Below are 13,607 nucleotides of genomic sequence, written 5' to 3'. Positions count from 1 at the left end.
ACTCGGCGAACAGGCGCACGCCACGCTCACGATCCTGATTGATTCCGGACGCTCCCGCGATTCGATCGTCGGCACGTTCAGAGGGGAGAGGGACGGCCGGACGGAAAGTGTCCTGGCCTTGTGTGCGCTCAACTACTGTCGAGCGGTCGGGGTGCCCGATTCCGCGCTCGCTTGAGGGAGCGCCTCGCGGTTGTTGGATTCGAGACTGAGGAGCACGACCCTGGCCAGGTCGGCCGAGGAGGAACGCGCCTCGCCGTGATCGCGAGCCCAGCGAAGATGGTCGACGGCCCAGCTCCGTTTGCCGGTTTGGAGGAGATCGAGCGCCAGGAAGACGTGAGCCTCGGTCTTCTGGAGGTCATCGCCCGCCGCTTCGAGCATCGCTTTCGCGGGGAGCGATCGGTACATGTATCGGAGCACCGGACTCGGCCAGGCCGAGCCATTGCCACTGGACAGGGCTCCGGCGAGGAAGACCCGGGCTTCGGTCTCGTTCCCAGCCTTCCGCGCGCCGAGCGCTCCCAGAAGTGACATGTACAGCGTGGAGGAATCGGGCCGCTCCTGCAGAGCGAGATAGGCCCGTGCATCGGCCTCAGCCCCGTCCCGGTCGGAGCAGAGCAGGGACCAGCCCCGCAAGACATAGGCCTCGGCGAATTTCGGGTTGATCTCGATCGCCTTGCTGAAGTCCTCAATGGCGCCTTTCCAATCACCTTCGGCCCGTCGCGCATTGCCCCGACTCGTGTAGACACGAGCATTTGACGGATTGAGCTGGAGTGCCATGTCGTAACTGTGGATCGCCTGCACGCGACGGCCCAGGCTGTCATGCGCCTTCCCCAGTCCGACATGGGCCAGAATCGCTCTCGGATCGAGTCTCAGGGCCTCGTTATAATCTTCAATCGCCCGCTCGAGCAGACCGAGCCGAGCGTAGGTGCCCGCTCGGTTGAGAAAGACAAGTGAGTTGTTCGGAGCGAGGCGGATCGCCTCATTCATCTCGGCGAGGGCCCGCTCGTATTGCCCCAGCGCGAACAGGGCCAGCCCTAGATTCGTCCTCGCCCCTGGGTTCGCTGGGTCAAGGTGGATGGCCTCGTTCAAGTCGTCGACGGCTTTCTCGTACTGCGCCAGGCCGCTATAGGCCGCCCCCCGATTCTGATACGCGGACGCGCGGCGAGGGTCAATAGCAATCGACTTGTTCAAATCTTCAATCGCACGTTCATATTGGCCGAGCCGGACCAGAACACCGCCGCGGTCTTTATAAGCCGCCGCGCGGCGCGGATCGAGCCGAATCACCGCGTCGAGGTCGGGGAGCGCCCGTTCGTTCTCCCCCAACTGGGCCAGCAACGAGCCACGGCGGCTATGCGCCTCCTCGTTATCGTTGTCGAGTTGGACCGCGATGTCGAAATCGGCAAGCGCCGCTTTGAGTCGCCCAAGTTGCCAGAGGGCGTCTCCTCGAAACGCATAAGCCCGCGATTGTCTTGGATTGAGCCGGATCGCCTCATCGAAGTCGGGCAGGGCGTGTTCAAAGTCTTTCTTCGAAACGAGGGCTTCAGCCCGCCCCAGATAACCGCTCGGATCGCTCGGATTGGCCCGGATCGCGATTCCATATTGCTCGATCGCGACATCGTCCTGGCCCAGTCGGTGCGCCACCTGTCCCAGACCGCAATGGGCGTTGGCGAAGCTGGTGGAATCCCGTTTGAACGAGATGGCGAGCAGACTGAGTGACTGGTCGAAATCCTTCCTGGCTTCCTCATAGTTGCCGAGCATCACCCGGGCGATTCCGCGGTCAATGTGCGCGGAGTAGGCCCAAGGCGTGATCCGAATCACCGCATCAAAATCCGCCACGGCCTGTGCAGGCTGGTTCAGGCGAAGATAGGTAATTCCGCGTTTGCTGCGGGCCTCGAGATCGCGAGGCTTCCGCGTCAACACCTCGTCGAATTGAGAAAGCGCCGAGCGATAGTCGCCTGCCTCAAAAAGGCGGATTGCGTCGGTTCGCAGATCCCCTAAGCGCTGCGCATAGAGAGGGCTCGTCAGAACGGCCACGAGACCGATCGCGAAGAGGAGGAGAAGGGGGATCCGCCTGATCCGCATAACTTGATCCTTGTCGACATCGGGAACCACAACTCTGATTGTCGACGTCTTGCACGACTTGACGCCTGTCGATCGCGCGGGTCTGATCGAGCTCACTGCCGGTTATCCCGGTCCTGGCGATGATGCGTCCGGTTCACCCTCAGGATTCCGCTGCCCCTTCGATTTTCGACCACTTGAACTCGCGGAAGGCCATTCACGTTCGATGGGCCGAATACGAAAGCAAGATCCGGAGTTCCGACCATGCTGAGTCCTCCTATGATGGAGTTCGCGAGCGAGGGGAAAACCGAATCAAGACGACGAGAGCACAATCCTCATGACCACCGAAATCGAGAGGGCCGAAGCCGTCGCAACGCCATTCGCCAGCGACGAGGACCGTTGGCAGGCCGTTCTGGATCGTGCCCCGGCCGCGGACGGCATATTTTTCTATTCGGTGCGGACGACAGGCGTGTACTGCAAGCCCTCCTGTCACGCGAGGCTGGCGCTCCGGAAGAATGTCCGCTTCCATGCGACCTGCGAGGACGCCGAAGCGGCGGGCTTCCGCGCTTGCAAACGGTGCAAACCGACCGAGGAGACGCTGGCCGAACGCCACGCTCAGGTGGTCGCCCAGGCCTGCCGAATCATCGAAGAAGCGAAAGAGCTCCCGAGCCTCGAAGACCTGGCGAACTCCGTCGGCATGAGTCGCTTCCACTTCCACCGCATCTTCAAGGAATCGACCGGCCTCACCCCGAAACGGTACGCTTCAGCCCATCGAGCCCAACGGGTTCGCGAGACGCTCCCCAAGAGTCCAACGGTGACTCGGGCGATCTACGGCGCCGGGTTCAATTCCAACAGTCGTTTCTATGAGTCCTCGACCGAAGTGCTCGGCATGACACCGACAACGTTTCGCGCGGGGGGCCTCGGCGCTTCGATCCGGTTCGCGATCGGTGAGTGCTGGCTCGGCTCGATCCTGGTCGCGGCGTCCGCCAAGGGGGTCTGTGCCATCCTCATCGGAGACGACCCGGACGAGCTGGCCCGCGACCTCCAGGACCGCTTCTCCCAGGCACAACTGATCGGCGGCGACGCGGACTTCGAGGAACTGGTCGCCAAAGTGGTCGGCTTCCTGGAAACTCCCTCGATCGGACTCGACCTCCCCCTCGACATCCGCGGCACCGCGTTCCAGCAGCGCGTCTGGGAGGCCTTGCGCGCGATCCCAGGGGGTTCGACGGTGACCTACACCGAGATCGCCAACCGGATAGGCCAGCCGAAGGCCGTCCGGGCGGTGGCCCAGGCCTGCGCGGCGAATGCCCTCGCGGTCGCCATCCCGTGCCACCGAGTGGTGCGGACAGATGGATCACTCTCAGGCTACCGGTGGGGCGTCGAGCGGAAGGCCCAATTGATCCGCCGCGAACAAGGAGCAAGTTGATCCTGATGGAACGGCAAACCGTCACATATGAACTGGATTACTCACCCCCGTTGGATTGGCCCTTTTTCCTCCAATATCTGGGAGCCAGGGCTACAGTCGGGGTCGAGGCGGTGGAAGGTGAACGCTACGTCCGTACGTTCGCGTGGGAGGGATGTTCCGGTTCGCTCTCCCTCTCACAGCACCCGACAGACGCCCGACTCCTGCTCACGATACGAGGTGAGGTCGGAGCGCACTCCGAGGCCATTCTCGGGCGGGTCCGGCAGATGTTCGACCTCGATACCAACCTGGCCTTGGTGCACGCCGTCCTGGGTACCGATCCTCACCTCGGTCCCCTCCTGGCCGCATCCCCGGGCATCCGCGTCCTCGGCGCCTGGTCCCCGTTTGAACTGCTCGTCCGAACGATCGTCGGCCAGCAAGTGACTGTGAAGGCGGCGACGACCATCATGGGCCGGATTGTCAGCCGGCTCGGCAAAGCGGTCGTTGCTCTGAATCCAGGTGGGCCGTCGTTCCTCTTCCCGACGCCTCGCACGATTGCCGACGGTAATCTCGAAGCGATTGGCATGCCGTCGAAGCGGGTTCTCACCTTGCAGAACGTCGCCCGGGCGATCGCCGACGCGACCATCACATTCCCAGAACCCGATGGGGACGTGGTTGGGGTGAAGGAAGCTCTTTTGAAAATGCCAGGGATCGGACCTTGGACCGTGGAGTACTTCGCGCTGCGGGCGCTACGCGATGCCGATTCCTGGCCTGGAACCGATCTTGTGATCCGGCGAATCCTCGAACAATTCGAGCGTGCAGGCCCCGCAATCCAGGTCGAGCAGTGGCGGCCTTATCGCGGATATGCCGCGGTGCATCTCTGGAACAAAGCCACTCGCGATAAAACAAGAAATTAACAGAACCCGTAATTTTCGAATCATCAAAATGACAACAAATAGCAAGACTCCACATTCAATCCATTCTACTCTCGACTGGGAACGCATTGCGTCCGAGCTTAACGAGTACGGCTGCGCGGTGATTGGCCCCTTGCTCATGCCGGAACAATGCGAAGCGCTCGCTGCGTCGTACGACACCGACGCGATCTTTCGGAGCCGGGTCGTCATGGCCCGCCATGGTTTCGGGCGCGGAGAGTATCGCTATTTCGATTACCCATTGCCGCCGTTGATCGCCGCACTGAGGGAATCCCTTTACCCGCCGCTCGCGGAGATCGCCAACCGTTGGAATGACGCGATGGGCATCGAGGTCCGCTATCCGGCACGACACCAAACCTTTCTGGACCGTTGCCACGAGGCGGGCCAGACCAAGCCAACACCGCTTCTGCTTCGCTACGGTCCTGGTGACTACAACTGCCTGCACCAAGATCTGTACGGCGAACACGTCTTTCCGCTTCAAGTCGCGTTCGTCCTCGCAAAACCTGGGATCGACTTCACGGGGGGCGAGTTCGTCCTGACTGAACAGAGGCCGCGGATGCAGTCGCGAGTCCAAGTCGTCCCCCTCGAGCAAGGGCAGGGGGTGATCTTTCCCGTCCACCACCGCCCGGTGCAAGGCACGCGCGGCTGCTATCGTGTCAACATGAGGCACGGTGTGAGCCGCTTGCGAACGGGCCACCGCCACACCGTCGGGATCATTTTCCACGATGCGACTTGAAGGAGATCGGACGATCGAGGAGGGGACGCCGTTCACACCTCACTTGGAGTAAGCGATGCGTCACCCGTTTGGAGAGGGAATGACGGACGTGCAACGAACCGTGCGCTGCGTTACCCTTGGTTGAGGACACCAATCAGGAGCACGCTCGGACCAATACATCTCCCATGCCTATCAAGTGAGCATACCCAGGTCATCAACTCCCGACGAGTCGAGGAATCGCCCATGCGACCGATCATCGGATGGTACACCATGACCAGGTTAACGCTCGTAAGTGCCCTCGTGGTTCTGGGCGAAGCCGACTTGCTCGCCTGCTCGGGGCCAGGAGCGGGGAAGGTGATTCGGGAGTCGGAACTCATTGGGAATTCGCTCGCGGGCATCGCGACCGCCATCTTTGCCGGCGGCTACTGGTTGATGCGTCGCCGATCGCTGGGGCACCGAATCTGCTGGGTCATGGCCCCGATGGTTCTTCATCCTCGGTTGTGGATGGACGCCGTCCACGGTGATTGCGGTTATGGGCTCCGGTACTGGTCCGTGGTTGGCACTCTCGGGATCGCGATCGCCGTGTTGCTGGCGACCTGCTGGCCGCGCCCCGCCGGGGCAGGATCGAAGCCATGGCAATGGACTCTCAGCGGCGTGCTCGCCGGTGCCTTCCCCGGCCTCCTGGTTGCCGCCTTGATCGTGGACGACCTGGGATCGCTGTCCGCGACGAATCTGCTTCTCACCTCGTCGGCCCTGTTCAGCCCGGTGATCGCGGGGGGCCTTGTTGGCAGGTACCTCTTCCGCCGCCAAGCAGGAGAAGAGCCGCGGTTCCGTTTCAGCACTCGCTCGCTTGTACTCCTGCCATTCGTGCTGGCGCCTCTCTTCGCCACGTTGCTACCGGTTCGCCCGTACCAAGCGATGGTCTCGACAACCTCACCCTTCAGCTTCGTGGTCGTTGATGAGGCTACAGGGCGGCCGATTCCTGACGCAGTGGTCCAGGTCATCGACCCATCGTTTGCCTTGGACGACACCGAGAATCAAAGTAAACAAGCCGTGACCGGAGCGGATGGGCACGTGAATTATCACCTGTACGCGAACGTACATGGTCGGGAGGGACTGCTGGGCCAGACGGAGACGATTAGCTACAACCCAATGATGATCCAGGTCAAAGCCCTCGGATATCTCCCTTATTTCACTTCACTGGCCAGTGACCCACCGCTTCCAGCCGATCGGTTGACCGCTCCCCCGCTGGGCCTAACGTTCCCCCCGCCGCGCTCGGTGATGATCCTCTTGAAGCCGGACACCCGTGGTGTCAGCATGGAGGAAGAGGCGGGCCACCTTCCACTCGCACCGTAGATATGATTTAGTTTTTTTAATGGGAACGTTCAATACCGAGGCCAAGTGTCCGCCCCAGGTAGGCCTCGCAAGCTCCATCGCTCAGAGCGAGTAAGGACCGCGAGGCGTCTGAAGGCTCGTAGCGGAAAGCTTGGCGACTCGGATCGAGCGATTCAAGCGAATCTTGACGCCCGCAGTACCCGACAAGTCACCGATCGAGGTCCGACCGTCGCCTGTTCGCGCACGCTTGACGCTTCCTTTGAGGACGCTCCGACCTGCCACGGTCTGGACAAGGCGTAGCTGATGGGCTTCTCCATCGACCCCGCGGCGCAACTCCATCAGGCCCCCTTGGGACAGCCGTAGCGAGACGCGATCACCGTTTCGGTCGGAGTAGAAGAAGCGGTTGCCCGCTCCAAAAACCGCGGAGTAAGCCCCGCCGTTGACGCCGTTGGAATCGCCGTCGAGCAGATCACCGTTGGCGTTGGTCACACCAACGGTACCGCTCGGATTCCCGTTGATCACCAGTTGGGTGAAGCTATTCAATCGCAAGGGAGTTGCTGGAGTCAATAAGACTTGAAGACTTGCTGGATTGTATGTGGCCGACGCCAAGGGGACGCTGAAGTCGTCCGGCGTGCCGAGGTAACCGTCCGACCCGGCAGAGGCGACAACGAATCCATAACTCGCTACGTTCCGAGCCCGGACGGGGTCGAGCGGCTCGCTAAACGTGAGCAGGATCCCCGTGACTCCTCCGGTGCCAACCACAAGGTGGAAATCCCGAACCAACGGACCCGGCTGGTTCCGGTTGGGGTTCGGACTGGGATTCGTCGGGGGATTGCCCGGATTCGGATTCGGTGTGGGCCCACCGGGGGTCACGACGCCACTGTCCTGAATCGTGAGGACCGCCGTGCTCGGCGCCCCGAGAATCCCCTGGCTCGGGTTGACGAGGGTCAGGTTCACGACCTTGTCGCCGCTGGCCAGGTTGTCGTTGAGAATCGGGACCGTGAAGGTCCTGGTCGTCTGGCCGGCACTGAAGGTCAACTGGCCCGAAGCGCTCGTGTAGTTGGTGCCGGCCTGCGCGGTGCCATTGCTCGTCAAGTAGCCGACAGTCAAGGTGCCGACACCGCTATTTCGGGTGACCGTGATCGTGGCCGTTCCGGCTCTCTCATTCACCGAAAAGGTGGCCGCATTGAACTGCACGGCGGACTGCTCGTTATCGACAATCGTCAGGACCGCCGTGTCAGGGCTTCCCAGCGTGGCGCCATTGGTCGGGTTGGTCAACGTCAGAAAGATCGTCTCGTTCGCCTCGAGCAGTTGGTCGTCAGCGATCGGAATCGTGACCGTCTTGATGGTCTCGCCCGGGTTGAAGAAAATGGAGCCCGAGCTAGGCGTATAATCCGAGCCTGCCGTCGCAGTGCCGCCGCCGGTCGCGAAGCTGACCGCGACAGCGCCTCCGATGCCACCGCTGCGCGTGATCGTGATTGTGGCGCTCGCTGCTCCCTCACCGATGCTGAACGTCGGACTCCCGAACTGGATCGTTACCGGCACGCTCGGCATCGAGTTCGAGAACTCTGACGTGTTACCCGTGGGGTCGGTCGCCGTCGCCGTGACGAACTGTCCTGAAGGGACGGCGACCGGCACGTTGAGGGCGAAGGTGGCGTTTCCCGAAGCGTCGGTCATCAACGTCGACGTTCCGAGCAATGTCTTCCCTTGGCCGAAGCCCGAGAGCTCCTTGGCCAGGCTCGAAAAGAACTGGACCGTGAAGCTCGTATTCGGAGTACCGCTGAACGTGCCTTGCACGAACGTGGAGTTCCCGCTGGGGGCGACAGCCGTGAGGATTGGATAGTTCTGGAGCCGATTCGCGCCGACGTGCGGGCCGCCTGGCGAATTCGCCGTCACGCCGAAGGGATCTTCGATACCGCCGACGAGGTTGATGCCAAGCTGGGTATTCGAGTAGATGCTATTCGAGAGCAAGACGTTATCAGAGCCTGACTCGACCCGAATGCCGTTTCCCACGTTGAAGGCGATCGTATTGCCGGCACTCGGGCGGGCGCCACCGATCGTATTGCTCGACGCACCATCGGTGATGATGATGCCGTCGATCTTGTTATGGATGACGGCCGTACCGGTTTGGTCGGTGCCGATGAAGTTCCCTTGCACGAGGTTGCCCAACGCGCCTGGGCCGCTGATCCTCACACCCCGGTTGTCCCCCGCGATGACATTGCCCGCCCCCGACACGTCACCGCCGATCGTGTTTCGCGGAGCATTGCGGAGGATGATGCCGTCGACGGCGTTACCGAGGTCGCTGACGCCGTCGGTCCCGGTGCCGATGAAGTTCCCCTGGATGATGTTCCCAGCGGCGGCGCCGGGGCCGAACGTCCCGGTGTTGAGGATCACAATTCCGTTGTTATTGCCCGAAATCGTGTTGCGGTCACCCGGATTCGTCCCACCGATCAGGTTATTCGCAGCATCCTCGACATGGATCCCATCGAGGGTATTACCGAAATCGCTGCCACCGCCGGGGTTCAGCCCAATGATGTTGCCGCGGATTTGCGTGCCGGTCGCTCCTGGGCCATCCAGTCTGATGCCATGCTTGCGATTGTTGGCAACGACGTTGATCCCCGCGACCGACCCATCGCCAATCAAAGTGTTGGCTGACTTGATGTGGATGCCATCGAAGTTGTTGGGGATGAACAACGATTCGAGGTTATTGGAGATATTGAAGCCGATCCAGTTATTCAACAAGCGATTGCCGGTTGCGGCGGCTCCCTGAATCAGCACTCCATCGGCCTGATTGGCAGCAATGACGTTCTTGCCGGCGGCAATCAGACTCCCAATCGTGTTGTTCGGCGAGTTCTCGATCAAAATGCCTTCAGCGCCGTTGGGCCTGGGGTCCAGCCCCTTGGGACGTTTCGTCGCGCCGGTCCCGACGCCCATGTCCGTGCCAATATCGTTGCCGACGATCAAGTTGCCTTGAACATCTGGCCCCCCGGTCACCTTCACGCCTTGCGTACCGTTACCGGAGATGATGTTGCCCCCCCCGACCAACGCTTCACCAATGGTGTTGTTGGAGGAGGAGACCAGGACACCCTGGTTCACGTTATCCAGGATGTAATTATTTTGGAGGAGATTGCCCGTCCCTCCCGCCCCAGAGATGGTTACGCCGACCTGATTTCCAGCGATGACGTTGCGCAGGCCCGGATTGTTACCGCCAACTCGGTTGTTGGAGGAAGTGATGTACAAGCCGGACTGTCCGTTGCTCAAACCGGTGGGAAAGTTGCGACCATTCGTGGGGTCGGTCGAGGTCCCGATGAAGTTCCCGAAGAGCCAGTTTCCCTCGGAGTTCGCGCCGGAGATCTCGATCCCATGGCCCTGGAAGTTCACGATCTCAAGGCCGGAGACGACGGAGTTGCGCGAGTTGATCGTCAGGCCGTTCACCGCGGCCCCGGCCAGCGAACCGTCGATGCGGACGGTCAACATCGCCCGATCGATATCGGTATTCTCCGGCACGTTCGCCGCCGCGCCACTCTGCCCATAGCCGTTGATATTGACCGGGTGCGTGATCGCGGGAAGCGCGGAGGTTGGGAAGATTGTCTGCAGGCCGATCCCTGGGATCGCGAATTCGATCGAATCCTGCGCGGAGGTGCTCGGAGTACCGATCACCTGCGACTGGACGAGCGGATTCAGATCGGCAACCGCCAAGGTCCCGTTGGTCAGCGAGATCGCCTCGCGAAGCGAGATCGTCAAGTCCGCCGGATTATTCTCGTCCAGGGCCGTGGTCACGATAATCGTCGCCAGGAGTTGGCGCCTCTCCATCGCCTCAACTTGAAGCGGGAGGGCGACGGCTCGGCGATGGCGGTCACGTGCGAACGGCGAACGAAGGCGGTTTTGACTCATGGCCATTCTCTTTGACGTTGCGTCAAGGCTCTGAAGTGGAACCACCCCGAGCGCCGGATCACCCGGCGGCGATGGATCGCGATCATCCAAAAGATACAACAGGAAAAGAGAACGAGAAAAAATTGGCGGGATTGAACTGCGTTACGGCGTCTCAGTCGTCGCGATCGGCACGTATTGGCTGTCCGTGCGAGGTTCTATCCTTCCTCACCGCCGGCTTCGAGCAACGAGGCGCTGGGTGTATCGGAAGGGGAAAGAATACAGACGGCCGCCTCGAAGAAGTGGTGGGGGCAAGGCTCGCTGAACGCAAGCCGAACGGTCGAGACGTTCTGGCGTGCTCTCCGGACCTCGAGGACGGTCGCTTCCAGGCATTCGCCCGGGTCGGGCTCGCCCAGACAGATCCAGACCTTCGACGCCTCCCTGGGAGGAGCAACTACCAGAAGCTGGGCTCCCCCTCGACTGATGTCGACCATGCGGGCCGAGTTCGCGAAGAAGGTATCCTCGCCCTGTTTCCAGCCGAGCCAGACCTCGCACGGCCTCGTCTTGTGCCGCGGCATCACTCGGCGGTCCTGGGTCGTCTGGGCGATCCACGCGCGGAAGAGGTCGAGCAGACCTTTTTGGGCCCTTTCCGGTTCGTCATCCTGAGGAGGCAAATCGAAACGAATCGATTTCTCTCCGATCCATTGAAACTTCAAACGATCCGAGTCGTCGCTCATGGGTCACTCCCCTGGATCGACCGGCCCTGGCCCTGCTTCCATTTGCTACCTATCCAAATGAGAGCTTAGGACACACTCGGAAGTAACGTCGCCCCGATTCAACGGCCAACCCGGCCCGGACGCAACTCGCCCCGGCTTCCCTTCCCCCCAACTCATCCCGATCGCGATCGCTCCGCTCGCCCTATCCCTCGTCTTGCCCAAGAGATTCGACTCCCGTAAACTAGTGGTGGCTTGCAAGGGACTCGAGCTGATCGGTTTCCGAGGAAAGACCGCCGCAATGTCCGTTCAGATTGCCGTCTTAGCGAGCGGTTCACAGGGGAATGCAACCCTGGTCCAGACGGGAGGTTCGGGCTTCCTTCTCGATTTGGGGCTCGGTCCGCGCGCCCTGGCTCGCCGGTTGGAAAGCGTGGGCTCGTCGTGGGAGCAAATCGCCTCGGCCATCCTGACCCACACTCACACAGACCACGTCAACGACGCCACCTTGGCGCAGATGTCCCGCCTGCGAGTCGCCCTCTACTGCCATGAGGGACATCGCCAGCAACTGGGCCGGAGGCCCGGATTTCAACACCTCGAGCGAGCGGGGCTGGTTCGTCATTACGACGAGCGACCGTTCCTCACGCCGACCGGCCTCCGGATCGAGCCGCTCGAACTGCGGCACGACGGCGGGCCCACATTCGGCTTCCGCGTCGAAGCGAAGCCGGCTCGCGGTGCCCGGTCGATCGCAATGGGGTACGTGGCGGACACCGGAAGCTGGACCGACGAGATGGCCGACGCACTGGCTCAGGTCGACCTCTTGGGGGTGGAATTCAACCACGACGTCGAAATGCAGCGCCAGTCGCCCCGGTCCTACGCCTTGATCGCGCGGAACCTCGGCGACTGGGGGCATCTGTCGAATCACCAAGGGGCCCAGTTCATCACCGCCGTGCTCGATCGGTCGAGTCCGGGATCGGTGCGCCACGTCGTCTTGCTCCACCTGAGCCAGCAGTGTAATCACCCAACCCTGGCTACGGATACCGCCCGCGCGGCGATTCGGGCCAGCGGCCGGAGAGTGGCCGTTCACGCCGCCACCCAGGCCACCGCGTTTCCCAACGTCGTCGTCACCCCCACTCGACGGCGAGTGGCTACGGCGGCCGCGCAGGGGCCCATACTCCCGTTCTGAGGTCTTCTTGTCGTGTCGTCCTATTTTACCAGCGACGTCCACCTGCGCCTCGACCGCCCCGAACGCGACCAACGCTTCGCAAGCTGGGTCGAGAGCCTCGGCAACGACGACAGCCTGACGATCGTGGGGGACCTCTGCGACTTCTGGTTCGCGGCTCGCCAGTATCAAACCGGCCTGAAGTCTTGCCAAGGCCTTCGTGCGCTGGCGGACTTCCGGATTCGTGGCGGTCAACTCACAATCATGCCTGGAAACCACGATGGGTGGCTCGGCCCGTTCTATGAAAATGAAGTAGGGGCCCGGTTCGCCCCTGAACCTCTGGAGGTCGAGGCCTTTGGCCTGCGGATCCACCTCCGTCATGGCCATACGCTCGGAGGTCACCCCGTCTGGAAAGGTTGGATGGAAAGCCGTTCCTTCCTCACCGCTTTCCGAAGCCTTCCGTCACAACTCGCGACGACCTTCGACCATCGACTCGAACGGCGAAACGAGAAAAACCGCGAACTGGACGACATGCGTCAGCTCGCCGCCTATCGCCGATACGTCGATAGCTGCGCCGGTCGGGCTGACCTCGTGCTGATCGGTCACATTCACCGCTCATTCGAGGACGCGGGCTCAGCGCCCCGCCTGATGATCCCCGGTGGCTGGTTCGGCCAGTCGAGTTTCGTCAAGGTCGACTCCTCAGGCGCGGCCCTTGTCGTCGAACCGGCTCCCAGTTCGCTCACCTGCTGATTGCTTCTTTTTTTTCTTCTTGGATTTGAGAAATGCCCAAGTTTGATCACCACTTACATACCAGTCGCCATTCGCCAGACAGTTCGATCGACCCGCTTGTTTTGATCGAGCATGCCAAGGCCGTCGGCCTCGACGGCGTCGTGATCACCGATCATGACTTCCAGTGGGACCCCGAAGAAGTCGCCGAGCTCGCCGCGCAGGCGAACGGTCTCCACGTTTTCTCCGGGGCCGAAGTCTCTGCGCGGGAAGGCCACTTTCTCGTCTACGGACTCCCCAATCTCGACGAAGCCCCCCCGGGAGTGCGGCTGGCCGACTTGCTCAAGGTCGTCAGAGGCCACAACGCAGCGATCGTCGCAGCCCATCCGTTCCGCTGGGACCAACCGTTCGACGAGTTGATCGCGGTCCACGGTCCCTCGTTCGACGCCCTCGAGCTCGTCAGTAACAACGTGACCCCCGAGACTCGCCACAAGACGGCGACGGTCCTCCAGCGTCACGCCATGGGAGCGACCGGATCGAGCGATGGCCACGAGCGAGACGCGATCGGTTGCTACTACACCGACTTCACGGGGGAGATCACGACGATCACCGATTTCGTGTCCGCGCTCCGCGCCCGCCGAGGACGACCGCGCCACCGTCAAGGCGCCTGGCAGACGAGTGGCCCGGTCGACGACTGATT

At 61.9% G+C, this 13,607-nt stretch carries 10 protein-coding genes; 7 read left to right on the top strand and 3 right to left on the bottom strand.

Annotated elements, in window-relative coordinates:
• Window positions 1-132 precede the first annotated feature (132 nt).
• Entirely contained in the window at window positions 133-2,079 is a 1,947-nt protein-coding gene (locus V5E97_RS32570; RefSeq protein ID WP_406695709.1) for a tetratricopeptide repeat protein, read from the bottom strand.
• Between the two features lie 313 nt (window positions 2,080-2,392).
• Here V5E97_RS32570 and ada point away from each other — a divergent pair, with 313 nt between their 5' ends.
• From ada to V5E97_RS32550, 4 genes are all read left to right on the top strand, one after another.
• Window positions 2,393-3,481 carry a bifunctional DNA-binding transcriptional regulator/O6-methylguanine-DNA methyltransferase Ada gene (gene ada, locus V5E97_RS32565; protein WP_406695708.1) on the top strand — a complete coding sequence of 363 codons (1,089 nt, stop codon included), beginning with the start codon at window positions 2,393-2,395 and terminating at the stop codon, window positions 3,479-3,481.
• Between the two features lie 5 nt (window positions 3,482-3,486).
• Window positions 3,487-4,374: an AlkA N-terminal domain-containing protein gene (locus V5E97_RS32560; RefSeq protein WP_406695707.1), complete on the top strand. Its 888-nt coding sequence runs from the start codon at window positions 3,487-3,489 to the stop codon at window positions 4,372-4,374.
• Between the two features lie 28 nt (window positions 4,375-4,402).
• Window positions 4,403-5,125 (top strand): 2OG-Fe(II) oxygenase, encoded by a 723-nt coding sequence (locus V5E97_RS32555; RefSeq protein WP_406695706.1) that lies wholly within the window; start codon window positions 4,403-4,405, stop codon window positions 5,123-5,125.
• A 222-nt stretch (window positions 5,126-5,347) separates the two neighbouring features.
• Window positions 5,348-6,460 carry a hypothetical protein gene (locus V5E97_RS32550; RefSeq protein WP_406695705.1) on the top strand — a complete coding sequence of 371 codons (1,113 nt, stop codon included), beginning with the start codon at window positions 5,348-5,350 and terminating at the stop codon, window positions 6,458-6,460.
• Between the two features lie 81 nt (window positions 6,461-6,541).
• Here the strand turns inward: V5E97_RS32550 and V5E97_RS32545 are convergent, their stop codons facing one another.
• Both V5E97_RS32545 and V5E97_RS32540 read right to left on the bottom strand, forming a co-directional pair.
• Window positions 6,542-10,333, bottom strand: a complete 3,792-nt coding sequence (locus tag V5E97_RS32545; protein WP_406695704.1) for a Calx-beta domain-containing protein — start codon at window positions 10,331-10,333, stop codon at window positions 6,542-6,544.
• A 194-nt stretch (window positions 10,334-10,527) separates the two neighbouring features.
• Window positions 10,528-11,046, bottom strand: a complete 519-nt coding sequence (locus V5E97_RS32540; RefSeq protein ID WP_406695703.1) for a PilZ domain-containing protein — start codon at window positions 11,044-11,046, stop codon at window positions 10,528-10,530.
• A 277-nt stretch (window positions 11,047-11,323) separates the two neighbouring features.
• Between V5E97_RS32540 and V5E97_RS32535 the strand changes: the two genes are divergently transcribed.
• The 3 genes from V5E97_RS32535 to V5E97_RS32525 are packed head-to-tail and all read left to right on the top strand — an operon-like array spanning window position 11,324 to window position 13,605.
• Complete coding sequence (locus tag V5E97_RS32535) at window positions 11,324-12,205, top strand: MBL fold metallo-hydrolase (RefSeq protein ID WP_406695702.1); 882 nt, start codon at window positions 11,324-11,326, stop codon at window positions 12,203-12,205.
• 12 nt (window positions 12,206-12,217) lie between these two features.
• The gene (locus tag V5E97_RS32530) at window positions 12,218-12,931 is read left to right on the top strand and encodes a UDP-2,3-diacylglucosamine diphosphatase (RefSeq protein WP_406695701.1); all 714 of its coding nucleotides are present in this window, start codon (window positions 12,218-12,220) and stop codon (window positions 12,929-12,931) included.
• 32 nt (window positions 12,932-12,963) lie between these two features.
• Complete coding sequence (locus tag V5E97_RS32525) at window positions 12,964-13,605, top strand: PHP-associated domain-containing protein (protein WP_406695700.1); 642 nt, start codon at window positions 12,964-12,966, stop codon at window positions 13,603-13,605.
• Window positions 13,606-13,607 lie beyond the last annotated feature (2 nt).

Origin of the sequence: Singulisphaera photorubra, assembly GCF_045290345.1 — a bacterium.
Lineage (GTDB): Bacteria > Planctomycetota > Planctomycetia > Isosphaerales > Isosphaeraceae > Singulisphaera.
This window is presented reverse-complemented; position numbering and strand designations above follow the sequence as displayed.

Excerpts from the sequence above, each read along its gene's own strand:
- V5E97_RS32570 (WP_406695709.1), bottom strand. The coding sequence starts at position 2,079 with ATGCGGATCAGGCGGATCCCCCTTCTCCTCCTCTTCGCGATCGGTCTC.
- ada (WP_406695708.1), top strand. The coding sequence starts at position 2,393 with ATGACCACCGAAATCGAGAGGGCCGAAGCCGTCGCAACGCCATTCGCC.
- V5E97_RS32560 (WP_406695707.1), top strand. The coding sequence starts at position 3,487 with ATGGAACGGCAAACCGTCACATATGAACTGGATTACTCACCCCCGTTG.
- V5E97_RS32555 (WP_406695706.1), top strand. The coding sequence starts at position 4,403 with ATGACAACAAATAGCAAGACTCCACATTCAATCCATTCTACTCTCGAC.
- V5E97_RS32550 (WP_406695705.1), top strand. The coding sequence starts at position 5,348 with ATGCGACCGATCATCGGATGGTACACCATGACCAGGTTAACGCTCGTA.
- V5E97_RS32545 (WP_406695704.1), bottom strand. The coding sequence starts at position 10,333 with ATGAGTCAAAACCGCCTTCGTTCGCCGTTCGCACGTGACCGCCATCGC.
- V5E97_RS32540 (WP_406695703.1), bottom strand. The coding sequence starts at position 11,046 with ATGAGCGACGACTCGGATCGTTTGAAGTTTCAATGGATCGGAGAGAAA.
- V5E97_RS32535 (WP_406695702.1), top strand. The coding sequence starts at position 11,324 with ATGTCCGTTCAGATTGCCGTCTTAGCGAGCGGTTCACAGGGGAATGCA.
- V5E97_RS32525 (WP_406695700.1), top strand. The coding sequence starts at position 12,964 with ATGCCCAAGTTTGATCACCACTTACATACCAGTCGCCATTCGCCAGAC.